At 71.6% G+C, this 23796-nt stretch carries 24 protein-coding genes; 14 read left to right on the forward strand and 10 right to left on the reverse strand.

The features are described from left to right. Positions 1-63 precede the first annotated feature (63 nt). Positions 64-1743, forward strand: a complete 1680-nt coding sequence (locus CRP56_RS03320; protein ID WP_097259996.1) for a cholesterol oxidase substrate-binding domain-containing protein — start codon at positions 64-66, stop codon at positions 1741-1743. Here the strand turns inward: CRP56_RS03320 and CRP56_RS03325 are convergent. The 3 genes from CRP56_RS03325 to CRP56_RS03335 all read right to left on the reverse strand — a co-directional run bounded on the left by CRP56_RS03325 (position 1740) and on the right by CRP56_RS03335 (position 5095). Then, positions 1740-2339 carry a TetR/AcrR family transcriptional regulator gene (locus tag CRP56_RS03325; RefSeq protein WP_097259999.1) on the reverse strand — a complete coding sequence of 200 codons (600 nt, stop codon included), beginning with the start codon at positions 2337-2339 and terminating at the stop codon, positions 1740-1742. The two genes, CRP56_RS03320 and CRP56_RS03325, sit on opposite strands and share 4 nt — an antisense overlap. Next, entirely contained in the window at positions 2336-3790 is a 1455-nt protein-coding gene (locus tag CRP56_RS03330; RefSeq protein WP_097260001.1) for an MFS transporter, read from the reverse strand. The genes CRP56_RS03325 and CRP56_RS03330 overlap by 4 nt, the downstream gene beginning before the upstream one ends. Positions 3791-3880: 90 nt before the next feature. Continuing rightward, entirely contained in the window at positions 3881-5095 is a 1215-nt protein-coding gene (locus CRP56_RS03335) for an FAD-dependent monooxygenase (protein WP_097260002.1), read from the reverse strand. 313 nt (positions 5096-5408) lie between these two features. Between CRP56_RS03335 and melC1 the strand changes: the two genes are divergently transcribed. Both melC1 and melC2 read left to right on the forward strand, forming a co-directional pair. Then, positions 5409-5759, forward strand: coding sequence for an apotyrosinase chaperone MelC1 (melC1, locus tag CRP56_RS03340; protein WP_097260004.1), 351 nt, complete (start codon positions 5409-5411; stop codon positions 5757-5759). 31 nt (positions 5760-5790) lie between these two features. Next, positions 5791-6615 (forward strand): tyrosinase MelC2, encoded by an 825-nt coding sequence (melC2, locus tag CRP56_RS03345; protein WP_097260006.1) that lies wholly within the window; start codon positions 5791-5793, stop codon positions 6613-6615. Positions 6616-6625: 10 nt separating this feature from the next. Here the strand turns inward: melC2 and CRP56_RS03350 are convergent, their stop codons facing one another. Both CRP56_RS03350 and CRP56_RS03355 read right to left on the reverse strand, forming a co-directional pair. Further along, positions 6626-7324 (reverse strand): ribonuclease H family protein, encoded by a 699-nt coding sequence (locus CRP56_RS03350; RefSeq protein WP_097260008.1) that lies wholly within the window; start codon positions 7322-7324, stop codon positions 6626-6628. Positions 7325-7349: 25 nt separating this feature from the next. Then, positions 7350-8144, reverse strand: coding sequence for a VOC family protein (locus tag CRP56_RS03355; RefSeq protein ID WP_097260010.1), 795 nt, complete (start codon positions 8142-8144; stop codon positions 7350-7352). A gap of 185 nt (positions 8145-8329) precedes the next feature. Between CRP56_RS03355 and CRP56_RS03360 the strand changes: the two genes are divergently transcribed. Next, positions 8330-9826, forward strand: a complete 1497-nt coding sequence (locus CRP56_RS03360; RefSeq protein WP_097260013.1) for an alpha-N-arabinofuranosidase — start codon at positions 8330-8332, stop codon at positions 9824-9826. Between the two features lie 88 nt (positions 9827-9914). Beyond that, positions 9915-10928: a LacI family DNA-binding transcriptional regulator gene (locus tag CRP56_RS03365; protein WP_097260015.1), complete on the forward strand. Its 1014-nt coding sequence runs from the start codon at positions 9915-9917 to the stop codon at positions 10926-10928. On the opposite strand, the gene CRP56_RS03370 is transcribed toward CRP56_RS03365, so the two are convergent. After that, on the reverse strand, positions 10879-11319 hold the full coding sequence (locus CRP56_RS03370; protein ID WP_097260017.1) for an STAS domain-containing protein: 441 nt from the start codon (positions 11317-11319) through the stop codon (positions 10879-10881). The two genes, CRP56_RS03365 and CRP56_RS03370, sit on opposite strands and share 50 nt — an antisense overlap. 235 nt (positions 11320-11554) lie before the next feature. Here CRP56_RS03370 and CRP56_RS03375 point away from each other — a divergent pair, with 235 nt between their 5' ends. The 3 genes from CRP56_RS03375 (at position 11555) to CRP56_RS03385 (ending at position 14896) form a co-directional block, all read left to right on the forward strand. Next, a complete protein-coding gene (locus tag CRP56_RS03375; protein ID WP_097260019.1) occupies positions 11555-12229 on the forward strand; it encodes a response regulator transcription factor in 675 nt (224 codons plus the stop codon). A 21-nt stretch (positions 12230-12250) separates the two neighbouring features. After that, the gene (locus tag CRP56_RS03380) at positions 12251-13912 is read left to right on the forward strand and encodes a hybrid sensor histidine kinase/response regulator (protein WP_097260021.1); all 1662 of its coding nucleotides are present in this window, start codon (positions 12251-12253) and stop codon (positions 13910-13912) included. Positions 13913-14002: 90 nt separating this feature from the next. Then, the gene (locus tag CRP56_RS03385) at positions 14003-14896 is read left to right on the forward strand and encodes a hypothetical protein (protein ID WP_097260023.1); all 894 of its coding nucleotides are present in this window, start codon (positions 14003-14005) and stop codon (positions 14894-14896) included. Positions 14897-14899: 3 nt separating this feature from the next. Here CRP56_RS03385 and CRP56_RS03390 read toward each other — a convergent pair whose 3' ends face one another. Continuing rightward, positions 14900-15382, reverse strand: a complete 483-nt coding sequence (locus tag CRP56_RS03390; protein ID WP_097260025.1) for a VOC family protein — start codon at positions 15380-15382, stop codon at positions 14900-14902. A gap of 107 nt (positions 15383-15489) precedes the next feature. Between CRP56_RS03390 and CRP56_RS03395 the strand changes: the two genes are divergently transcribed. From CRP56_RS03395 to CRP56_RS03405, 3 genes are all read left to right on the forward strand, one after another. After that, positions 15490-16704: an epoxide hydrolase family protein gene (locus CRP56_RS03395; protein WP_097260027.1), complete on the forward strand. Its 1215-nt coding sequence runs from the start codon at positions 15490-15492 to the stop codon at positions 16702-16704. A 132-nt stretch (positions 16705-16836) separates the two neighbouring features. Further along, positions 16837-17475: a ClpP family protease gene (locus CRP56_RS03400; protein WP_097260029.1), complete on the forward strand. Its 639-nt coding sequence runs from the start codon at positions 16837-16839 to the stop codon at positions 17473-17475. A gap of 1 nt (position 17476) precedes the next feature. Continuing rightward, positions 17477-18079 carry a ClpP family protease gene (locus CRP56_RS03405; protein WP_097260032.1) on the forward strand — a complete coding sequence of 201 codons (603 nt, stop codon included), beginning with the start codon at positions 17477-17479 and terminating at the stop codon, positions 18077-18079. 15 nt (positions 18080-18094) lie between these two features. Here the strand turns inward: CRP56_RS03405 and CRP56_RS49035 are convergent, their stop codons facing one another. Beyond that, positions 18095-18556 carry a helix-turn-helix domain-containing protein gene (locus CRP56_RS49035; protein ID WP_097260034.1) on the reverse strand — a complete coding sequence of 154 codons (462 nt, stop codon included), beginning with the start codon at positions 18554-18556 and terminating at the stop codon, positions 18095-18097. Between the two features lie 86 nt (positions 18557-18642). Between CRP56_RS49035 and CRP56_RS03415 the strand changes: the two genes are divergently transcribed. Together CRP56_RS03415 and CRP56_RS03420 are read left to right on the forward strand one after the other, a co-directional pair. Then, complete coding sequence (locus CRP56_RS03415) at positions 18643-19440, forward strand: class I SAM-dependent methyltransferase (RefSeq protein WP_097260036.1); 798 nt, start codon at positions 18643-18645, stop codon at positions 19438-19440. A 168-nt stretch (positions 19441-19608) separates the two neighbouring features. Further along, entirely contained in the window at positions 19609-20496 is an 888-nt protein-coding gene (locus tag CRP56_RS03420) for an RNA polymerase sigma factor SigF (RefSeq protein WP_097273679.1), read from the forward strand. Between the two features lie 40 nt (positions 20497-20536). On the opposite strand, the gene CRP56_RS03425 is transcribed toward CRP56_RS03420, so the two are convergent. Both CRP56_RS03425 and CRP56_RS03430 read right to left on the reverse strand, forming a co-directional pair. Next, positions 20537-20992 carry an ATP-binding protein gene (locus tag CRP56_RS03425; protein ID WP_097260038.1) on the reverse strand — a complete coding sequence of 152 codons (456 nt, stop codon included), beginning with the start codon at positions 20990-20992 and terminating at the stop codon, positions 20537-20539. 96 nt (positions 20993-21088) lie between these two features. Then, a complete protein-coding gene (locus CRP56_RS03430) occupies positions 21089-22333 on the reverse strand; it encodes a DUF6777 domain-containing protein (RefSeq protein WP_097260040.1) in 1245 nt (414 codons plus the stop codon). Positions 22334-22493: 160 nt separating this feature from the next. Here CRP56_RS03430 and CRP56_RS03435 point away from each other — a divergent pair, with 160 nt between their 5' ends. Beyond that, on the forward strand, positions 22494-23771 hold the full coding sequence (locus tag CRP56_RS03435; RefSeq protein WP_097260043.1) for a streptophobe family protein: 1278 nt from the start codon (positions 22494-22496) through the stop codon (positions 23769-23771). Positions 23772-23796: the final 25 nt, after the last annotated feature.

Consider the following 23796-nt stretch of genomic DNA (forward strand, 5'->3'; position numbering starts at 1 on the left):
CACATGAGTGAAAGGCTTCGACGGGCAAGCGCTCTCTGTCAAGTGGGTGCCTAGCTTGAGCCCGTGACGGACTCATGGACCCGCAGGAGCTTTCTCTTCAGCGCAGCCGCCCTGACCCTGCTGCCGGCCGATCCGGCGGCCGCCGCGGCGGAACTCCCGGACTTCCCCGCCGACGTCGGCCTCTACCGCACGGCGTACCGGAACTGGGCCGGCGAGATCACCGCGACCGGCCTGTGGGCCTGCGCCCCGGCCGACGGGAACCAGACCGTCGCCGTCGTCAACTGGGCCTGGCGCCACGGCTGGAGAGTGCGCGGCCGGGGTTCCTCGCACGGCTGGTCCCCGCTGACCCTCACGGAGGGCACGCCGTCGGACGCCCCCGTCCTCCTCGTGGACACCGCCACCCGTCTGACCGGCCTGGCCCTGGAGTCGTCGCACACCGTGCGGGCGGGCACCGGCGTCACGCTGGAGGCCCTGCTGACCTTCTTGGAGGGGCACGGCCTCGGGGTCACCGCCGCCCCCGCGCCCGGCGACCTCACGCTGGGAGGCGCCCTGGCGATCGACGCGCACGGCACCGCCGTACCGGCGCGGGGCGAGCAGCGGCTGCCGGGGCAGACGTACGGGTCGCTCAGCAACCGGGTGCTGAGCGTGACGGCGGTGGTGTGGGACGAGGGCAGCGACGCGTATGTGCTGCGGACGTACGACCGCGCGGAGGCGGACACCGCCGCGCTGCTGACCCACCTCGGACGGGCCCTCGTCACCGAGGTGGTGCTGCGCGTCGGCGCGAACAGCAACCTGCGCTGTGTGAGCCGTACGGACATCCCGGCCGCCGAACTCTTCGCCGCGCCCGGCGGGGACGGGCGCACCCTCGCGAGCTACCTCGACAAGGCGGGGCGGGTGGAGGCGATCTGGTTCGCGTTCACGGAGTTCCCGTGGCTGAAGGTGTGGAGCGTCGAGGCGACGAAACCGCTCACCTCCCGGCGCGTGACGTCGCCGTACAACTACCCGTTCTCCGACAACGTCCCTACGCTGGTGGCGGACATCGCCGGGCGGATGGTGTCGGACGCGGCCTGGTATCTGGCGCCGGTGCTGGGGAACGCGCAGTACGACGCGGCCGCGCTCGGGCTGGTCGCGACACTGTCGGCCGACATCTGGGGTCCGTCGAAGAACACGCTGCTGTATCTGAAGCCGACCACGCTGCGGGTCAACGCCAACGGCTACGCGGTGCTCACCCGGCGGGACCAGGTGCAGCGGGTCGTCGCCGAGTTCACCGCCTTCTACCGGGAGCGCCTCGCCGGGTACTCCGCGCTCGGCCGGTTCCCGGTCAACGGCTCGGTGGAGATCCGGGTGACGGGCCTCGACGATCCGGCGGACGCCGAACTCGTGGGCGCCCGGGCTCCGTTGCTGTCCGCGCTGCGGCCCGACGCCGGGCATCCGGAGTGGGACACCGCCGTCTGGCTGGACATCCTGACGCTGCCGGGGACGCCGTACGCGGAGAAGTTCCTGCGGGAGATCGAGCGGTTCCTGCTGGAGAGCCACGACGGCACGGACTCCCTCACCCGGATGGAGTGGTCCAAGGGGTGGGCCTACACCGAGGACGCGGTGTGGGACGACGAGGAGGTGCTGGGCACGGTGGTGCCTGCCTCGCTCGGGGACGGGACGTGGGGGCAGGCGGCCGGGATCCTGGACCGGCTCGATCCGCATCGCGTGTTCGGGAACGCCTTCCTGGACCGGTTGTTCGGCTAGCGGGCCGGAGGCGTCAACTGGGCCTGCACCAAGGGGGCGTAGCGGTCGACGATGTCGTCGATCGCGCTCGCCCTCAGGTGCGGGCCGCGGGCGACGCCGTACATGGCGCCCAGGCCCAGCAGGGTGCCGACGGCGAGTTCGGCGCGCAGGCCGGCGTCGGGGCCGGTGAGGCGGTCGGCGAGCTGTTCGGTCACCTGGGTGCGGAAGTTGGCGCGCAGGGTGTCGCCCAGCTCGCCGTGCAGGGGCGCGAACGCGATCCGCAGCAGGGGGTCGACGCCGCGTTCGCTCTGGCTCTCCAGGACGTGCCGCACCATGTGCCGGCCGAGGTCGGGCAGCGGGGCGTCGAGCAACTCCTCCGCGTCGGCCTCGAAGGACATGACGCGGGCGAAGAGGGTGTCCTTGTTGCCGAAGTACTTGAGGATCAACGGCGGGCTGACTCCGGCGCGTTCGGCTACGTCCTTGAGGGTGATGTCGGTGTGGGCGTGCCGGGTCAGGAGAAAGCGGGCCGACTTGAGGATCGCCGCCTTGGTGGCCTCGGCGTCCCGGCGCGCGGGTGCCGCGTCGGAGGAGGTGGGTGGCGTGCTCACGGCTCTCATGCTCCCTCCAGCACCTCCTTGCGGGGTCCGCGGGCTCGCCGGGTGCCGCCCGTCCCGGGATCGCCGGGGATGCTGAGTGCGACGGCACTGGCCGCCAGGGCGATCGCGCCCGCGATGCCGAAGGCCAGCAGATAGCCGTGCAGGGTGGGCACCGGGAGACCGCCCACCGGGCTGGTGTGCCGGACCAGCACCGCGGCGACGGCGGCGCTCGACACGGCCTGGCCGATCGTGCGCATGAGGACGTTGACGCCGTTGGCGGACGCGGTCTGTCCGGCCGGGACGGCGTGCAGGATCAGCGTCGGCAGCGCCGAGTACGCCAGGGTGGTGCCGGTGCCCACGATCGCCGCGCCCACCATGATCATCCACAGGTCGCGGCTGTCGGCGATCCGCACCGCGTACCCCGCCGCGATGACCGCGGCGCCCAGGGCCAGGGTGACGCGCGGGCCGCGGGCCGCCGAGATCCTCGCGGAGAGGGGCGAGAAGAGCAGCATGATGAAGCCGCTCGGCAGCAGCACCAGACCGGTCTGCACGATCGACAGGCCGAGCCCGTACCCGGTGGCCTCGGGCGCCTGCACCAGCTGGGCCGTGACGAGCGAGTTGGCGTAGAAGGCGAACCCGGTCAGCAGCGCGGCCACGTGCGACAGCCCGACGCGCGGCCGGGACACCAACCGCAGGTCGACCAGCGGCCGTTCGGCCCGCAGCTGCTGCCACCACCACAGGGCGAGGACGACGCCGGCGGCCGCGAAGAGCCCGACGATCCGCGCGCTCCCCCACCCCCACTGCCCGCCCTGCGACACCCCGAGCAGCAGACACACCAGGCCGGTGGCCAGCCCCAGCGTGCCCGGCACGTCGAACCGGCCGGGCTCGCGCACCGGCGACTCCCGCACCGCCCACCACACCCCTGCGACGCCCACGGCACCGAGGACCGCGGTCACCCAGAACATGACGTGCCAGTTGGCGTACTGCACGATCACCGCCGCGAGCGGCAGCCCCAGCGCCGCGCCGATGCCGACGGTCGAGCTCATCAGCGCGACGGCGCTCCCCCGGCGCTCCGGCGGGAGCTCGTCGCGCAGGATGCTGATGGACAGCGGGACGACGGCGGAGGCGGCGCCGGACAGGGCGCGGGCGGCGATGAGCACCCGGATGTCGGAGGACAGGGCGCACAGCACCGAGCCGGCGGTCATCAGGGCGAGCGCCGCCATGAGGACCCGGCGTTTGCCGTACATGTCCCCGGCCCGGCCGAGGACCGGGGTGAGGACGGCGCCGGACAGCAGGGTCGCGGTGACCATCCAGGAGACGGTGCCGGGCGAGGCGCCGGTCAGCCGCGGCAGGTCCGGCAGCAGCGGGACGACCACGGTCTGCATGACGGCCATGAGGATGCCGCCGTAGGCCAGCACCGGGACCGTCAGCCGGTCGCGGAGCGGGCGGGGTATCGGCGCGGGTACGTCCATCGGCACTCCAGCGGGACACAAAAGAGGGTGAATGGCTATTCACCATAGTGGGTGAATAGCCATTCACCTAGTGGGAATCTGGAGGATCGCTCAGTCCTTGCGGGACTCCAGGGCCCGTGCGTGCACGTTCCGCGCGATCTTCGGTCCCAGCCAGCGCTTGAAGCGGCGCAGCACCTCCAGCTGCCCGGCGGCCCGGTCGATCCGGTAGTAGAGCTGGGGCGGCACGTACGGCAGCAGCGGGGAGTGGCGCTGGCCGAGCAGGGCGAACATCTGCTGCGGGGGCAGGCCGATGTAGCGCGGGAGGTTCTCGTACCACTGGGCGCTGTAGCGGGCGGCGCTCTGGACGGAGAGGAGTTCCGCCCTGCGCTGCCGCTCGTAGCGGGCGAGCGCCTCGGGAAGCTGGGTGTGCTCGCGCAGCGCCTCCGCCAGGGCCATGGCGTCCTCCAGGGCGAGGGTCGTCCCGGCGCCGATGGAGTAGTGGGTGGTGTGGGCGGCGTCGCCCATGAGGACGAGGTTGCCGTGCGACCAGGTGCGGTTGGTCAGGGTGCGGAAGTTCAGCCACTGGGCGCTGCCGTCGGCCGAGGAGCGGCCGATGAGGGCGTGCCCGTCCAGCATGCCGGCGAAGAGCTTCTCCAGCAGGGCCAGGCCCTCGCCCTCGTCGGCCCGGTCGAGGCCGAGGCCGGTCCAGGTCTCGGGGGCGCACTCGATGACGCAGGTGCTGCGGTCGGGGCCGAAGCCGTAGCCGTAGCACCAGATCCAGCCGTGGTCGGTCTCGACGAAGGCGAAGGTGAAGGCGTCGAAGACCTTGGTGGTGCCGAGCCAGATGTAGTGGTTGCGGCCCGCCTTGACCTCGGTGCCGAAGTGCGCGGCGTGCGCGGTCCGCAGCGCGCTGTGGACGCCGTCGCCGGCCACGACCAGGTCGGCGTCGGGCAGGTTCTCCGGGGTGATGCCGTGCTCGAACTCCAGACGGACGTCGAGCGAGCGGGCGCGGGCGGCGAGGAGTTCCAGAAGGCGGTGGCGGCCGATGCCGTGGCCCTCGTCGCCGTCCTGGCGGGTCGCGAGGTCCCGGACATGGGCGACGCCGTGGTTCCAGCGGACGGAGTGCTCCTCGACGGCACGGGCCGACTCGGGGTCGTGCGCGTGCAGCTTGTCGAGCAGTCCGCGCCAGTAGGTGACGCCCCAGCCGTACGTCGAACCCTCGGGGTTGCGTTCGTAGACGGTGACGTCGTGGGACGGGTCCTGCAGTTTGAGCAGGATCGACAGATACAGGCCGGCGGGCCCGCCGCCGACACAGGCGACCTTCACGCGTACCCCTGGTCATCACTCAGAGCGGTCATTTGACGACGCAGGGTAGCAGTGCTTTGCGTCAGCTTCCGCGGGTGAGGCAGGTCACCGGCGAGGCGCCCCTCCGGGAAAGATCACTTGGCGGGCGGCCCCGCGCCGCGGAATTTCCCCCTCCGGACCTCCGACCTCACCCCGCACAGCAAGATCATCTTCGTTCAATCTTGCACCAGATATCGGTAATTGTCCGGATCGCAGCCAACCGGTCGCAGCCGCCTCTTCGGCACCGATAGGCATACGGGGTCATCCGACGAACCCACCCGAAAGGACCGACCCCGTGCCCGAACTGACCCGGCGTCACGCCCTCGCCGCCGCGGCCGCCGTCGCCGCCACGGTCGCGGTCGCCCCGCAGGCCGCCGCCCATGACCACCACTCCCCCGACACCTTCGACGAGGTCTACAAGGGCCGCCGGATACAGGGCCGGCCGGCCTCGGGAGGCGGTCACCACCACGGCACCGGATACGCCGTGTTCATCGACGGGGTGGAACTGCACGTGATGCGCAACGCCGACGGCAGCTGGATCAGCGTCGTCAGCCACTACGACCCGGTGCCGACCCCGAAGGCCGCCGCCCGCGCCGCGGTCGACGAGCTGCAGGGCGCGCAGCTTCTCCCCTTCCCGGCCAACTGACTTTCCCCGTAACCGTTTTGGAGCACCGCACATGACCGTCCGCAAGAACCAGGCGAACCTGAGCGCCGACGAGAAGCGGCGGTTCGTCGCCGCCGTCCTGGAGCTGAAGCGCAGCGGCCGCTACGACACCTTCGTCACCACGCACAACGCGTTCATCATGTCCGACACCGACAACAGCGAGCGCACGGGCCACCGTTCACCGTCGTTCCTGCCCTGGCACCGCAGATACCTGCTGGAGTTCGAGCGGGCGTTGCAGTCCGTGGACGCGTCCGTCGCGCTGCCGTACTGGGACTGGTCGACCGACCGCTCCCCGCGCGCCTCGCTGTGGGCGCCGGACTTCCTGGGCGGCACCGGGCGCAGCCGGGACGGCCAGGTGATGGACGGGCCGTTCGCCGCGTCGTCGGGCAACTGGCCCATATCCGTGCGGGTGGACGGCCGTACGTTCCTGCGCCGCTCGCTCGGCACCTCCGTGCGCGAGCTGCCGACCCGCGCGGAGGTCGACTCGGTGCTGGCGATGGCGACGTACGACATGGCGCCCTGGAACAGCGCGTCGGACGGCTTCCGCAACCATCTGGAGGGCTGGCTCGGGGTCAATCTGCACAACCGGGTCCATGTCTGGGTCGGCGGCCAGATGGCGACCGGGGTCTCCCCCAACGACCCGGTGTTCTGGCTGCACCACGCCTACGTCGACAAGCTGTGGGCCGAGTGGCAGCGGCGGCATCCGGACTCGGGGTATCTGCCGGCCGCCGGGACGCCGGACGTGGTCGACCTGGGCGAGACGATGAAGCCGTGGAACGACGTACGCCCGGCGGATCTGCTGGACCACCGGGGGTACTACACCTTCGACACGGACTGAGGCAGGCTGATCAGGCCCCTGCCGTCCGGCACTCCGGGTGGCCCCAGCCCTGGTCGTTCTTGGCGATGTCCGCGCCCGCCGCGTAGGAGCGGCCGCACAGGCAGCGGCCGGGGAACTTCGCCTTGATCGTGCGGGACGAGGAGGCCGAACCGCCGCTTCGCCGGGGCGACTTGGCCTTGCCGGGGCGGGAGGTCTTCGGGGTGTCCGGGGAGGGCGGCGGCTCGGGGGAACCCTGGTCGCTGCCCGCGGGCTCCTGGACCGTGGCGGCCTGGCTGGCGGCGCGGTCCGCGAAGTCGTTGAGGCGGTCGCCGTCGACCTGGTGGGCGGGGACGTAGCGGAAGTCGACCGTGCGGCCGTCGAGGAGTTCGTCGATGCGGACGACCAGCTCCTGGTTGGCGACCGGCTTGCCCGCGGACGTCTTCCAGCCGTTGCGCTTCCAGCCGGGCAGCCAGGTGGTGACGGCCTTCATGGCGTACTGGGAGTCCATCCGGATCTCCAGCGGCACGTCCGGGGCGACCGCCGTCAACAGGCGTTCCAGCGCGGTCAGTTCCGCGACGTTGTTGGTGGCCTTGCCGAGCGGCCCCGCCTCCCAGCGGGCCGGGGTCTCCGTCTCGTCGGCGACGACCCAGGCCCAGCCGGCCGGTCCGGGATTTCCCTTCGATGCACCGTCGCACGCGGCCACCACACGTTCACGCATGCGACCGATCATGCCACGGCTGGACCAGCGCCTGATCTCAGACCTCGCTGATCTTCGGCATCTCGCCCTCGGTCGTCGACATGTCGATCACCGAGAAGTTCGCGCCCTGCGGGTCGCTGAGGGCGGCGAACCGGCCGAAGGGGCTGTTCATCGGCCCGAAGCGCAGGGTGCCGCCGAGCTTGGTGGCCTTGGCGACGGCGTCGTCGCAGTCGGCGACGGCGAAGTAGACGTTGATGTACGAGGGGACCTCGGGCGGGAACTCGTCCGTCATCCTCATCCGGCCGAGGACCGTGTTCTCGCCGACGTCGAACATGCCGAAGTCCATCGAGTCGTCCTCCATCCGCTTCCTGGAGTACGGGAAGACGGCCGGGAAGAACGCGTCCACCTTCTCGGGGTCGCGCGTGAAGATCTCCGCCCAGGCGTACGCCCCGGGGGTGCCGACGGCCTCGAAGCCCTCGTGGACACCGGCCTGCCAGACGCCGAAGGCGGCGCCGCCCGGGTCCCGGCCCAGGCACATCGTGCCGAAGTCGCCGACCGCCATGGGCTCCATCAGGACCTCGCCGCCGTGGTCACGGATCTTGGCCGCGGTCGCCGCCGCGTCCGGGCTCGCGAAGTACAGGCACCACTGCGACTGGCCCTCCTGCCCGGGCATGGGCGGCACGACGGCGGCGACGGCCTTGCCGTCCGCATAGGCCTGTGTGTAGTTGCCGTACTCCGACGAAGCTTCGCCGAAGGTCCAGCCCAGGACGTCGCCGTAGAAGGCCTTCGCTCCCTCCACGTCACTGAACATCGCGTCGACCCAACAGGGGGTTCCCTCAGGTTGTACGGCCATGACTGCGGCCCTCTCCGGTTCGGTGGGTGTCCGGATTCTCACGCTAGCCACGTGTCCGCCGGGGCGCGCGCCGTACCGGGGACGACGAGCTCCTTACCGCCCTCTTGACTCAGTCGCACGGATCGGCGAGTTTAACGATAAACGCGGTTTAACGATAAACACGGCCTCGCCCTGGAGGGCATCTCGTGTCAGACACCACTGCCGTCATCAACCTCGACCTCACGGGTCCGACGATCAGCCGGCATCTCTACGGCCACTTCGCCGAGCACCTCGGCCGCTGCGTCTACGGCGGCTTCTGGGTCGGCGAGGACTCCCCGATCCCCAACGAGGGCGGTATCCGTCTCGACGTCGTCGAGGCCCTGCGCGCCCTCAACATCCCCAACCTGCGCTGGCCGGGCGGCTGTTTCGCCGACGAGTACCACTGGAAGGACGGCATCGGCCCGCGCGAGCAGCGGCCCCGGATGGTCAACACGCACTGGGGCAACGTCGAGGAGAACAACCACTTCGGCACCCACGAGTTCATGGCCCTGTGCGAACTACTGGGCGCCGAGCCGTACATCAGCGGCAACGTCGGCTCCGGCACCGTGCAGGAGATGAGCGAGTGGGTGGAGTACCTCACCCGCGACGGCGACAGCCCCATGGTGCGGCAGCGCAAGGCCAACGGGCGGGAGGAACCGTGGCGGGTGAAGTTCTGGGGCATCGGCAACGAGACCTGGGGCTGCGGCGGCAACATGCGCGCCGAGTACTACGCCGACCTGGCCCGCCAGTACGCCACGTACTGCCGAGACCACGGCGACAACAAGCTGTACCGGATCGCCTCGGGAGCCGCGGACGCCGACTACCAGTGGACCGAGACGCTGATGCAGCAGATCAGCTGCTTCGGCTGCGAGGCCACCCCGAAGAACTTCTTCCAGGCCCTGTCGGTGCACTACTACACGCTCGCGGGCCCCTGGGAGGCCAAGGGCAGCGCCACCGACTTCGACACCGACGACTACTACCGCACGATGGCGGCGGCCCGGAAGATCGACCGGATCCTCACCGGCCACTCCACCGTCATGGACGTCTACGATCCGGGCCGCACGGTGGGGCTGGTGCTGGACGAGTGGGGCACCTGGTGGGACGTGGAGCCGGGCACCAACCCCGGGTTCCTGTTCCAGCAGAACACCCTGCGGGACGCGCTGGTCGCGAGCGTCCACTTCGACATCTTCCACAAGCACGCGGCGCGGTTGCACATGGCCAACATCGCGCAGACCGTCAACGTCCTCCAGGCGATGGTCCTCACCGACGGCGACAACCTGGTGCTGACCCCGACCTACCACGTCTTCGAGATGAACAAGGGCCACCAGGACGCCAGTTCGCTCACCGTCCACCTGCGGGGCGAGGACCCGGAACCGGAGCGCCTGTCCGCCTCCGCCAGCGTCAAGGACGGCACCGTGCTCATCTCGCTGTCCAACCTCGACGCTGCGGAGCCGGCCCGGGTGACGCTCGACCTGCGCGGCGGCAGCCTGGGGGCGACGACCGCCCGCATCCTCACCGCCGACCGGCTCCAGGACCACAACGCCCCGGGCGCGGCGGAGACGGTCGCGCCGCGCGCCTTCGACGATCTCAAGACCACCGACCGGGGGCTCGAAGTGACCCTGCCGCCCCACTCCTTCGTCACCCTCCGGGCCCCGCTGGCCTGACCCGCGCCCCGGCCCTGCCGCTCGCGAGGGGGCGGGGCCGGGATGTAATGGTCCGGCGGACGTCGGCAGCACAGAACAGGGGGTGGCCATGGCGACCATGCAGGACGTCGCCCGTGAGGCCGGTGTCTCGGCGATGACGGTGTCCAACGTCATCAACGGTCACCCCAAGGTGAGCGAGGCGACCCGGGAGAAGGTCCTCGAGGCCATGGCCCGCCTCGACTACCGCGTCAACGTCTCCGCCCGCAACCTCCGCAAGGGCCGTACCGGCACCATCGGCCTGGCCGTACCGGAGGTGGACAGCCCCTACTACGGGCGGCTGGCCTCGGCCATCATCGCCGCTGCCGCGCCGCTCGGCCTGCGGGTCGCCATCGAGCAGACCTACGCCCTGCGGGACAGCGAACTCGAGGCACTGGCCCTGTCCCGCAACCGCCTCTACGACGGGCTCATCCTCAGCACGGTGGGCATGGGGCCGCAGGACACCGAGTGGCTGACCATGGACCATCCGGTGGTCATCCTGGGCGAGCGGATCTTCGGCGGCCCGGTGGACCACGTCGCCATGCCCAACGTCGAGGCCTCCCGGGCGGCCACCCGTCACCTCGTGGAACGGGGCTGCCGGCGCATCGCGTTCGTGAGCGGCACGGTCGGCGAGGAGGTCGACGTGTCGAGCCTGCGCCACACCGGCTACCGGCAGGCCCTGGCGGAGGCCGGCCTGCCCCTGGACCCGGAGCTGCACCGACGCCTGGCGGCCTTCTCCCGGGCCGAGGGGGCGCGCTGCGCCCGGGACATGGTGGAGCGCGGGCTCGACTTCGACGGGGTCTTCTGCGTGACCGACACCGTGGCCATGGGGGTGCTGCGCGGCCTGGCCGACGCCGGGGTCCGGGTGCCGGAGCAGGTCAAGGTGATGGGCTTCGACGACGTCCCCGAGAGCGCGTTCCTGGTGCCCTCGCTGTCCACCGTCGACCCCGACCACGACACGATGGCCGAGCGCGCCGTCCGTCTCCTGGTCCGCCGGATCGAGCGGCCCGGCGCCCGGCCGGAGCCGGAGGAGTTCGTCAGCCGTTTCTCCGTGGTGGCGCGGGAGTCCACGGGCGGCCCCGCCTGACGCCGTCGACCGCCCTCGTCAGGGCGTCGGCGAGCGTGGCCGTGGGTTCGAGTACGTCGAGTGTGCCGTGCGCGTGCAGCAATCTGCGTTGACCGGCGTCACACAGCAGGGCGAACCCGCGCTCCGCGGCGAGGGCCCGGCGGCGGAAGCGCAGCAGCACGCTGAGACCGGTGGAGTCGATGAAGGCGACCGGGCGCAGGTCGACGACATGGCCGGGGGTGTCCAGGCGCAGCAGGGAGTCCAGCCACAGCCGTAGCCCGACGGCCGTGGCCAGATCGATGTCACCGTGGAGTTCGGCGATGAGCAGGCCGTTCGCGTCTTTCAGGAGCCGGTGTTCCCCGGCCGGGGCCCAGTGGGCAGGGCCGACCGGCTCCAGCGTGTTCTCGTACAAGCCGTCCGTCCCTGTGCCCTGCCCACCGTGCACCCCGGATGCCGTGTTCCGGAGCGGACACGGGCGGTGACTTCGTCATCCCCGCACCGCGCGCACCCGCTCCGGAACTCCCCCTGGGCGGCTCCCCCTTGAACCGTGGGCATGCACTGTTCTACCTTCGCCACATGGTCGGGGCATCAACGCCCGCTCACCGGTGCCACAACGAGCGGACAGCAGTTGGGCCAGGTGATGTGACATGCGTCCGCACCTCGCCTTGATCGAGGACGACCCCGATTTCGCACTGATGTGCCGTTCCTATCTGGAGCGGGCCGGTTTCACCGTCACCTGGGCCATGGACGCCCGCGCCGGCAAGGCCGCGCTGCACGAGGGCGGCATCGACCTGGCCGTCCTCGATCTGGGCCTGCCCGACGGCAGTGGCCCGGAGCTGCTGCGGGCACTGCGCTCCACCAGCCGGCTCCCCGTCATCGTGATCACCGGCCGGGGTGCGGAGGCCGACCGGGTGGCCGGTCTGGAGATCGGGGCGGACGACTACCTGGTCAAGCCGTTCTCGCAGCGGGAGCTGGTGGCCCGTATCCACGCCGTGCTGCGCCGCGCGCAGCCGCCGGACATCCCGACCGTGTTCCAGATCGGCCCGCTGCGCATCGACACCGCCGCCCGCCAGGCCTCCTGCGAAGGGTTCCTGCTGGCGCTGCGGCCCAAGGAGTACGCGCTGCTGGAGATGCTGGCCGCCGCGCCCGGCCGGGTGTTCTCGGCGGAGCAGCTCCTGGAGCGCATCTGGGGAGCGTCCTGGCAGCAGCCCGCCACCGTCATCGAGCACGTCTACCGGCTGCGCGGCAAGCTCGCCCGGCTGCCCGCGCCCGCCCCGCGGATCACGACCGTCCGCGGCTACGGCTACCGACTGGACCCCTGACCTGCCCCGGAGAGGGCCGCCATGCCCGAGACCCTGGACTTCCGGCGCCTCTTCGACGCCACCCTGTCCCCGCTGCTGGTCCTCACCCCCGACTTCACGATCGTCGAGGTCAACCGCGCCTACCTCACGGCCACCCGGACCGAGCGCTCGATCGTCGGGAAGCGCATCTTCGAGGTGTTCCCCGACAACCCGGACGACCCGACGGCCGACGGCGTCGCCAATCTGCGGCGCTCGCTGGAGGCGGTGGTGGCTACGGGCCGTACCGACACCATGCCGCTCCAGCGCTACGACATCCCCACCGGCGAGGCGGGTGGCTTCGACGAGAAGTACTGGAGCCCGGTCAACGCCCCGGTCCTGGACGCGGACGGGCGGGTCACGCACGTCATCCACCGGGTCGAGGACGTCACGGAGTTCGTGCATGTGCGCCGGGTGGGGCGGGAGCAGCAGCGGGTGGCCGCCGAGGCGCAGATGCGGGCCGAGGGCATGGAGATCGACCTGTTCGTGCGCGCCCGGGAGATCCGCGAGGTCAACGAGCAGCTGCGCCGCGTCAACGCGGAGCTGGACGCGGCGGGGCGGCGGCTGCGGGAGGAGCAGCAGGCCAAGGACCGGTTCATCGCCACGCTCTCGCACGAGCTGCGCAACCCGCTCGCCGCGGCGACCGCGGCCACGGAACTGCTGGCGCTCGACATGCCCGACGGCCATCCGGCGCTGTCCGTGCTGGAGCGGCAGCTGGGCACGCTGGTGCGCATGAGCAACGACCTCCTCGACGGCACCCGGGCGCTCACCGGGCGGCTGGAGCTGGTGCGTGAGCGGGTCGACGTGCGGTCGGTGGTGGAGAGCGCGTGCGCCGACATCCGGGGCCTGTTCGGGCACGAGGGCCGCAAACTGGACGTGGGGCTCCCGGCGGCGCCGGTGGTGGTGGACGGTGACCGGCTGCGGCTGGCGCAGGTGCTGACGAACCTGCTGTCGAACGCGCTCAAGTACACGCCGCCGGGCGGCCGCACCCAGGTCGCGCTGCGCACCGACGACGGCCGGGCCCGGCTGACCGTGCGGGACGACGGCATCGGTTTCGACCCCGCCCAGGCCGAGGACCTGTTCGGCGTGTTCATGCGGGCGGCCCCGGCTGGCCCCGACACCCCGGAAGGCCTGGGCCTCGGCCTGGCCGTCGCACGGACGGTCGTCGAGCTGCACGGGGGCCGGATCAGCGCGCACAGCGAGGGCCCGGGCCGCGGCGCGGCGTTCACGGTGCTGCTGCCCGTCGCCGACCCGACGGCACCGGAGCCGCCCCGGCCGGTGGCCGTGCGCCCGGCCCGGCGTCAGCTGTCCATCCTGATCGTCGAGGACAACGCCGACCTCGCCCTGACCTACCGCACCCTGCTCCAGCGGCAGGGCCACCATGTCACCGCCGTGCACACGGGCGCCGACGCGCTCACCGCCACCGAGGACGATCTCTTCGACGTCGTCCTGTGCGACCTGGGGCTGCCCGACGTCGACGGCTACACGGTCGCCCGCACGATCCGGGCCCGGTCGCACGGCGACCGGGTGCGGCTGATCGCGGTGTCCGGATTCAGCCGGGGCACCGACCGCGCCCGGTCCCGGACGGCGGGCTTCGACGCGCACCTGGCCAAGCCGCTGCCGCTCAACGACCTCGTCGACCTGCTGGAGCGCCCCGACCGGGCCTGATGCGGCGGTGACCGGCGTACGTCTTCCGCCTGGTGCCCGGCTGTGCTTGCCTGGGGAGCCGATTTCGGTGTCCGGGGCGGGAGTTGCCGCATGCGCAAGCCGTGGATCGTGGGATTGGTGCTGGCCGGAGTGCTGCTCGGCGCGTGCTCGGACCCGGAGTCCGGGCCGGAGGCGGCTCCGCCGTCGCCGGCCGTCGGCACCACGCACCAGCGTGCCGCCGCCAGCCCGAGCGCCCCGGCCAAGGCACCGAAGGTGCTCTACCTCGGGGACTCCCTGGCGATGGAGGCGCAGAAGGTGCTCGGCCAGGAGCTGCGCCGCGATCTGCGCGCCGAATACACCAGCAGGCCGTACTCGGGCACGACGGTCTGCGACTACCTGGAGGGCACCGGCGCGAAGTCCCTCGTACCGGACGGCGACAAGGCGGCCGCGCTCGTGCGGTCGCTGCACCCGGACTTCGTGGTGCTGCAGTTCTGGGGCAACGCGTGGGGTTACACGTGGTGCATGGACGGCATCACCCACGCCGACGACCCGACGACGTACTTCAAGCGGTACCGGGCCGACATGGCCCGGCTGACCGAGCAGATCGCCGCCGCGGGCGGCGCCGCGCGGCCGCGGATCGTGTGGGTGGCGCAGGGCCCGGACCCGATCACCCCCGACCGGGTCCGGCGCGTCAACGAGCTGTACGAGAAGCAGGCCGCCGCCTCCGGAGACCTCGTCGCGGACGCCGGGGCCTGGGTGAGCGCGCCCGGGGCCCGCTACACCTGGGCGCAGTACCTGCCCTGCGACGCCTACGAGCACGAGCACCCCGCCTACTGCACCCAGCCGGGCCGGGACCGGACCGCCTTGCACCTCGACAAGGACTACCTGCACTTCTGCCTGGCGCCCACGACGTCCACGCCGAAGCCCTGTCCGGTCCGCTCGCCCGGCATCCTGCGGATCGCCCGGGAGATCACCGGCGTGATCGGCCGGGCCGCCGCCGGGTGACGCTCACTCGCCGGCGTAGACCCGCTCCAGCTCGGCCTTGTCGAACTTGCTCATCGCCATGAACGCCTTCGTCACCCGGACCGCCTTCTCCGGGTCCGGGTCGCTGACCATGGCGATCAGGTTGTCCGGGATGACCTGCCAGGACACGCCGTACTTGTCCTTGAGCCAGCCACAGGGGCCGGGCTCGCCGCCGTTCTCGGTGAGCTTGGCCCAGTAGTAGTCGATCTCCTCCTGGCTCTCGCAGAAGAGCTGGAAGGAGATCGCCTCGGTGAACTGGAACTGCGGTCCGCCGTTCAGGGCGACGAACTTGTGCCCGTTGGCCGTGAAGTCCACGGCCATCACCGAGCCGGGCTCGCCCATGCCGCCTTCGTTGACCCGGGCGATCGAGCCGATGCTGGAGTTCTTGAAGATCGAGACGTAGTAGTGGGCTGCGTCCTCTGCGTTGCCGTCGAACCAGAGACACGTGGTGAAACCGTCGGTCGCCATGGGGTCCTCCTGGGGCGTGGAATCGCTGTCGTGGGTGTGGACTCATCCATGCCGCGAAACTCATCGGCCGCGCATCTGATTGCCCCGTCCGGCCTACCATCCGCATCATGACGTCAGCTCCCACGGAAAGCAGCGCGGACCCGATCCGCCCCTACCGCATCGACATCCCGCAGAGCGACCTCGACGACCTCCACGCCCGCCTCGACCGCACCCGCTGGCCCGACGACCTGTCGGCGACCGGCTGGGCCTACGGGGTTCCGGCGGACTATCTGCGCGACCTCGTCCACCACTGGCGGCACTCCTACGACTGGCGCGCCGCCGAGGCCGAGCTCAACGAGTGGCCCCAGTTCACGACGGTCATCGACGGCACGACCGTGCACTTCGCCCACATCCGCTCCCCCGAACCGAACGCCACCCCGCTGATCGTCACCCACGGCTGGCCGGGTTCGATCGTCGAATTCCTCGACGTGGTCGGCCCGTTGACCGATCCGGTGGCCCACGGCGGCGATCCGGCCGACGCCTTCCATGTCGTCGTACCGAGCATTCCCGGCTACGGGCTGTCCGGGCCGCCCCCGGACACCGGCTGGGACGTCGGGCGGATCGCCCGGGCCTGGGCCGAGCTGATGCGGCGGCTGGGCTACGAGCGGTTCGGCGCGCAGGGCGGCGACTGGGGCTCGGCGATCTCCCGTGCGCTGGGCCGGGTGTGCCCCGAGCGGGTCGTCGGCGTCCACGTCAACCTGGTGATCGGCGCGCAGGCCACCCAGGAGCCGACCGCGGACGAACTCGCCGCGCTCCCTCCCGACGAACGGGAGTACACCCTCAAGTCGTGGCGCCGGTGGAGCGCCCGGTCGCGCGAGGGGACGGGGTACATGGCCCAGCAATCAACGCGGCCGCAGACCCTCGCCTACGGTCTGACGGACTCGCCGGTCGGCCAACTCGCCTGGATCGTCGAGAAGTTCCAGGAGTGGACGGACTCGGAGCGGTATCCGGAGGAAGCCGTCGACCGGGACCGGCTGCTGACCAACGTGATGCTGTACTGGCTGACCGGGACGGCCGGTTCGGCCGCCCGCCTCTACTACGAGCAGGCCCACCCCCGGGGCGAGCAGCCGACCCGGCCCACCGAGCCGTCGACCGCGCCCACCGCGGTGGCCATCTTCCCGGCCGAGATCTCGCTCCCGCTGCGGCGCAACGCGGAGCGCACCGACACGATCGTGCGCTGGACGGAGCTCGACCGCGGCGGGCACTTCGCGGCGATGGAGGAGCCGGATCTGCTGGTCGAGGACGTGCGGGCGTTCTTCCGGCAGCTGCGCGAAAAGGCCTGATCAGAGGCCCTGCGCCGGTTTCTCTGCCCGTGGCGAATCTGCCACGGGCAGAGAAACCGGCTACCGGCGGCCGGTCGGGCCGAGAGTGAAGTCGACGGCATCCCGACCACCACTCCGCACGGAGGCACACCGATGACTCCACTCACCCCGCTCCTGCCACGGGCCGAAGAGGGCGACACCCCGCCCTCCCGGTTCGACGACGACCTGGCCGCCCAGTTGCTCGGGCAGCGGATCGTGCTGCTGGGCACGCAGGTCGACGAGGTCTCCGCGAACCGCGTCTGCTCGCAGCTGCTGATCCTCTCCGCGGAGGACCCGCGCACCGACATCAGCCTGTACATCAACAGCCCGGGCGGCTCGGTGTACGCGGGCCTCGCCATCTACGACACGATGCGGCTCATCCCGAACGACGTGTCCACGCTCGCCATGGGGTTCGCGGCCAGCATGGGGCAGTTCCTGCTCTGCGCCGGCGCGCCCGGCAAGCGGTACGCCCTGCCCAACGCGCGGATCATGATGCACCAGGGCTCGGCGGGCATCGGCGGCACCACCGCCGACATCGAGATCCAGGCGGAGAACCTGGACCACAGCAAGCGGACCATGGAGCGGCTGCTGGCCGAGAACACCGGCCAGACACCGGAGACCATCGCCCGCGACGGCGACCGGGACCGCTGGTTCACGGCCGAGGAGGCCAGGGAGTACGGCATGGTGGACCGGGTCCTGGAGTCCCTCGCGGACGTCCGCCCGGCCGCCTCGAAGCGACGGATGGGGCTGTGACATGGCGAACTACACGATTCCGTACGTCGTCGAGCGCACCGCGCACGGTGAGCGCAGCTCCGACGTGTTCAGCAGGCTGCTGTCGGAGCGGATCATCTTCCTCGGCACCGAGATCGACGACGGCGTGGCCAACGTCGTCATCGCGCAACTCCTCCATCTGGAGTCCTCGGCGCCGGACCACGAGATCTCGATCTACATCAACTCCCCCGGCGGCTCGTTCACTTCCCTCATGGCGATCTACGACGCGATGACGTACGTCCAGACGCCGATCTCGACGGTCTGCGTCGGCCAGGCGGCCTCCACGGCGGCCGTGCTGCTCGCGGGCGGGGATCCGGGGCGGCGGATCGTGCTGGAGCACGCGCGCGTGCTGCTCGGCCAGCCGGCCAGCGGCGGCAGCCGGGGCAGCATCTCCGACCTCGCGCTCCAGGCCAAGGAGATGATCCGGATCCGTGCGCAGGTGGAGGAGGTGCTCGCCCGGCACACCCGTCACGACATCGCCACCCTGCGCGCCGACATGGACCGCGACAAGGTCTTCACCGCGCAGGAGGCGGTGGCGTACGGGCTGGCCGACGAGGTACTGAGCCGGCGCCTCGTGAGGGTGTGAGGCGCCGGGTGGGCGTCAGGCCGCCAGGCAGAGGCCGTCGTACGACGAGGACGTCGCCCGGCGGGTTGCGGCGGACGTCCGGCTGGTGAGCCGCACCAGCTCGCCCTGGGCCCGCGCGAGCAGGTCGCCGAGTCCGAGGCCGAGGGCCTGGGCGGCGGCCGCGAGGACCTCCGAGGAGGCTTCCTTGCGGCCCCGCTCCACCTCGGAGAGGTAGGGCATGGAGATCCGCGCGGCGTCGGCGACGTCCTTCAACGTCCGCTCCTGGGCGAGCCGTTCACGCCGCAGCACGTCACCTACGAGGTCCCGCCACAGGGGTTCCTTGGGGGGCGGCGACCCGGCGGGGCGATCGGCGACGGGGCGGACGGCCGGCGGGGTGGTGATCCCCGGGCGGGCGGCGGACGGGCGGTCGCCCGCGGCGCGGGCCGGGATCGGGCGCAGGGGGATGACCCGGGCTTGGTTCGGCGCTTGTTCGCTCACCTTCCCAGCCTAAAAGCGTTGGACGGCTTGGGAAGGGATCAGCATTCTGCCCTGGGTGGAATCGCGGAGGGCGAAGGGTGACGGGCATGGCGCTGCGGGAGACGTTCAACGAGGACGCGGAACTGTACGACCGGGCGCGGCCCACGTATCCGCCCGATCTGGTCGCCGAGTTGGGCCGTGCGGCCGGGCTCGGCCCCGGGAGCCGGGTCCTGGAGGTGGCGCCCGGTACCGGTCAACTCACGCTGCCGCTGGCGGAGTTCGGGGGTCGGGTCACGGCGGTGGAGCTGGGTGCCGAGATGGCCCGAGTGGCCCGCCGGCGGCTGCGGGGGTTCCCTCATGTGTCCGTGGAGGTGGCCGACTTCGAGGAGTGGCCCTTGCCGGCCGAGCCCTTCGATCTCATGGTGTGCGCGACCGCCTGGCACTGGTTCGCCCCGGACACGCGGGTGGAGAGGGCCGCGGACGCGCTGGCGCCCGGCGGCCTGCTCGGCGTCGTCGTCACGGATCATGTGGCGGGCGGCACCACGGAGTTCTTCCACCGGTCCCAGGAGTGCTATCAGCGCTGGGACCCCGCCACGCCGCCCGGTCTGCTGCTGAAGGAGGCGGCCGAGATCCCCACGCGGGCCGAGGAGTTCGAGCGCTGCCCGCGCTTCGAGAACGTCACGGTGACCCGGTACTTCCAGGAGATCACGTACACCACCGACGCGTACCTGGACGTGCTGCTCACGTACTCGAACCACCGCGCGCTGGACGCGGGGCGCCGCGAGGGCCTGCTGGGCTGCATCCGGGAGCTGATCGACTCCGGCTACGACGGCCGTGTCACCAAGCGCTATCTTCACGAGCTGATCACGGCCACCCGCACCGAATCTTCACGAGCGGATCTGTGACGTCCGTCATACTCGCACGCTGGAGCCGCACGCCACACGCGCCGTCCACCGGCTTCTCACATCCCGGCCCCGCGCCGGGGGCATGGTATGCGCTACCCCGGGTACGCGCTGGGTGAGGACCGGCGGGTCACCCGCTGGTGAAGCGATGACATGGACGTGGGAGAGGACATGGACACCGCCGTGACCGGGTCGGAGGCACAGCTCGTCCAGAGGAGCGCCGGGACCAGCACGGGTGACGGATCGCTGCCGGGAGTCGTGGACCCGCGGAGCGTCGCTCCGCGTGACGCGCGGGAGCTGTCCCGCCAGTTCTTCCAGCGCCTGACCGAGGTCGAGGAAGGCACACACGAGTACCAGTACGCGCGCAACACGCTGATCGAGATGAACATGTCCCTCGTGCGGTTCGCCGCCGGCCGCTTCCGCGGGCGCGGCGACGACATGGAGGACATCGTCCAGACCGGCATGATCGGCCTGATCAAGGCCATCGACCGGTTCGAACTCACGCGCGAGGTCGAGTTCACCTCCTTCGCGCTGCCGTACATAGTCGGCGAGATCAAGCGGTTCTTCCGGGACACCACCTGGGCGGTGCACGTGCCGCGGCGGCTGCAGGAGCTGCGGGTGGAGCTGGCCAAGGCGCGCGAGGAGCTGGCCAGTCGGCTGGACCGGGAGCCCACGGTGGCCGAGCTCGCCACCTTGATGAACATCTCCGAGAACGAGGTCATCGAGGGCCAGATCGCCTCCAACGGCTACAACTCCGCCTCGCTGGACGCCGCCCTCACCGGCGACGGGCCCGAGCACGGCGAGTCGGTGCTCGCCGACTTCATCGGCGTCGAGGAGGACGGGCTGCGGCTGGTCGAGGACTTTCAGTCGCTCGCGCCGCTGATGGCCGAGCTCAGCGACCGCGACCGGCAGATCATCCATCTGCGGTTCGTGGAGGAGGCCACCCAGGCGGAGATCGGCGAACAGCTGGGCTGTTCACAGATGCATGTGTCACGGCTGATCAAGCGGATCATCGCGCGGTTGCGCCAGGGCATGCTGGGCGAGCTGGGCTGCGCCTGAGGACCGGGCGAGAGGTGGCCCCGCGGGACGGCCGCGGCGGTCACCTCTCGCCGAGTCTGACGGTGGCGCTGACCCGCTTGCCGACCGGTACCCGCTCGACGGCGACCTCGGCCGCCAGCGCGTGGACGATCTCCAGGCCGTGCCGGCCCACCCGCTCCGGGTCCTTCGGGAACCGCAGGGGCAGCGCGGCACTGCTGTCGTAGACGGACACGGTCACGGCGGCGTCCGTGCCCTCCAGGTCCAGGATGTACGGCCCGTTGCTGTGCCGGTCGGCGTTGGTGACCAGCTCGCTCACCACCAGGAGCACCTCGTCGTCGGCCCGGGCGCCGACCTCGGCGCACCACTCGGTCCTGAGCCGGTCGAGGAACTGCGCGGCGAAGTGCCGGGCCTCGGCGATACTGCCCGGTTCGCCCGTGTAGTGGGCCGCCCGCCGGAGTGGGTCGACGGGCACGTCGAAACCGGTCGGTATCACTGCCCCGTCCAGGTGCTCGGTCATGCGTTTCTCTCTCGGAAGCCGGACTGGCCGGACGCTGCTGCACCAGTGCTCGTACCCAGAGTGAAGCACCGCAGTCCCCATAACGGGTCGTGTCGGTCACACCGACGGTGACGTCACGTCCGGGGCATCGGGTGCGGGGGTGCCGAGTGAGGACTGATCTTCCGGGGTCGTCCCTGGTTCGGTGGTCTCCGGTTCGGGGACCACCGGCGCGGAGCTCGGCGTGGGCGAGGACGGGCTGGCGGACGTCGGCGGACACGGGGTCGCCGAACCCGTGGGTGTTCCGGTGGGCGTTCCGGTGGCCGTGGAGACACACGGTGCCGGGGAGGACGGGCCGGTGGGCGGCGAGGTCGGCGGCGAGGTCGGCGGCGACGTCGGTGTCGTGGGGGCCGTCGGCGTCGTCACGGTCACGGACGGCGAGGGCTTCACCGGTGGGACGGTGTGCTGGTCCTTGTGACCCGTGTCGCCCCGGTGACGGGCGATCCACTCGTTCTCGTCGGGGTCGTAGATCACGAAGACGTTGACGACCGTGATCGACGGCGCGACCACGACCACGTTCGAGGGCCGGTACGACGCCCATCGGTCGCCGGTCTGCCTCGGTGTGGTCTGCTGGGCGACCGGCGGGGTGAGCGGGTTGCCGCAGGCGCAGCGGACGCGGGGCACGCCGTGGCTGTCGACGAGGACGGCGGTGCCGGCCTGGAGGACGGCCTGGTAGCTGGTGGCGGCGCCGTCGCGGTAGCCGTGGTTGGTGACGCGGGTGTCCATGCGCAGCTGCACGGGGGTGAGGGCGCGCAGGTAGACGGGCACGTGGGACGGCTGGACGCCGGCGACGGAGGCGAAGGCGGTGTTCTTCGCGGGGGCCGCCTGGAGGGCCTTGATCTGGGCCTCCACATCACAGCTGGAGACGTTGCGGGTGCCGCCGTAGAGGCCCGGAGCGCCGCCGTCGACGCCCCGTACCGCGTTGGTCGCGGCCGATTCGGTCGCCGGGGAGGGGGAGACGGGCGGGGCGGAGCTGTCCTTCGCGGTGGACTCGGTGAAGGGCTCGGGGCCGGTCTTGGAGGCGGCCTGGAGGAAGACCTCGCCGCCCTTCGCGGTGCCGCCGCCCCCGCCGCCGTCGGAGCGGCTGAGGACGAGCGCCAGCACCACGGCGGCCACCACCGCGGTGGCGAGCACGGCGACCCTCGGCACGGACCGCCACCAGGGGCGGTGCGGTTCCGGCGAGGGCGTCCCGCCGCTGCTGCCCGGTGGCTGCGAAGGCGGCCCCGAGGGTGGCTGCGAGGGACCGGACAACGGACCTGAGGGCGGTCCGGTGGGCCGGCCGGAGGACGGAGGTTCGGCGCTCACGAGCCCTTCTTCCCGACGTGGGAACCTGCGGCTTTTCTACCCTTACGCCGCTTTTACCACGACGTTTCCATTGTGTGCTCCGGTCCGGTGCCGCTCGCAAGCCGACGCGGACGGCCCTCCCGGCGGGCGGGGTCCCCGGGCGCTGCTTAGCGTGGTCAGGGTGAGCCCGCGAACCCGCTCCGACCAGGCCGTTGCCCCGCACGGCTGGGTACAGGCCGCCGTCACCGTGCTGTCCGGACTGCTCGTCATGGGCGTGACCGCGGCCCTGGGGCTGTGGGCGGCCGGGGCGGCGGATCTGCCCGACGGGGCGTTCCCCCGGGTCGTCGCGGCGACCGTCGTCACCGCGGTGGGCGGCACGATCAAGCTCTCCGGCAACGCCGGGAGCCTCGCCGACACCCAGGCGGGCCTGACGGTCATCCCGCTGTCGGTCACGCTGACCGGTGCCCTCGTGATCGCCTGGGGTTTTCTACGGCCGTTGCGGCACCGCGCGGTCGCGAGCGCCACGGAGCTGGCGGGCTGGGCGGCGCGGGTCGCCGTGCTGTGGCTCCTCGGCCTGATCGCCCTCGCCCTGGGGGCTCGCCAGACCTTCACGCTCTCCCTCGGCGACAGCGCGCTCTCCGACCTCGGCGACGTGTTCGGGGTGACCCCGAAAGTCGGCTTCGAGACGGACGTCCCGCTGACGCTGCTGTTCGGCCTGCTCTGGCTGGCCGGGGTGCTGGCGCTGGCGCTGCTGGTGTCGCGCGGGGCGCCGCTGCCGGGCCGGCTGCTGCGCTTCCAGGCGTCGGTGCGGCCGGCGGCGTACGCGATGGTCGTGCTCCTGCTCGCCTATGTGGCCCTGGGCATCGTCGTCGCCCTGGTCGTGGCGGTGACGCGCGGTCACGCGGCGGAGACCCTGGCCGTGGTCCTTCTCGGCCTGCCGAACCTGGTCTGGCTGGCGTTGACGCTGGGCCTCGGCGCCACCTGGAACGGCCGGGTGGAGGGCCCGTTCGGGCTGCCGATGCCGCACGTCCTCGACGAGGTGCTGCGCTCGAAGGACACCGCCACGCTGAACCTGTCGACCCTCGCCGAGCACGACGGCCGGGTGTGGTGGCTGCTGGTCGTCGACGCGGTCCTGCTGCTCGCCGCCGCGTTCGTGATGGCGGCCCGCTCCCCGTCCCGGACGCGCGCCTGGCAGCACGCCCTGCACCTGGCGGTGGCGCTCGCGCTCACGGTCCTGATGATCTGCCTGATCGGCCGCATCACCGCCCACTACGGCCTGTCGGTCCTCGGCATCGGCGACCTCGGCGGCGACCTGGGCGGGGAGCTGTTCCTCGAACCCGAGGTGTGGTCCGCCGTCGGACTCGGAGCGCTGTGGGGTCTGGCCGCGGGCTTCCTGGGCGGGGTGCTGGCGCGGCCGGTGCGGCGACGGGGCGAAATGAACGCGGACGGCCCGGTGTGACCGGAAAGGTTTCCCGGGTTGCCTG

Origin of the sequence: Streptomyces sp. TLI_55 (genome assembly GCF_900206255.1) — a bacterium.
Taxonomy (GTDB): Bacteria; Actinomycetota; Actinomycetes; order Streptomycetales; family Streptomycetaceae; genus Streptomyces; species Streptomyces aquilus.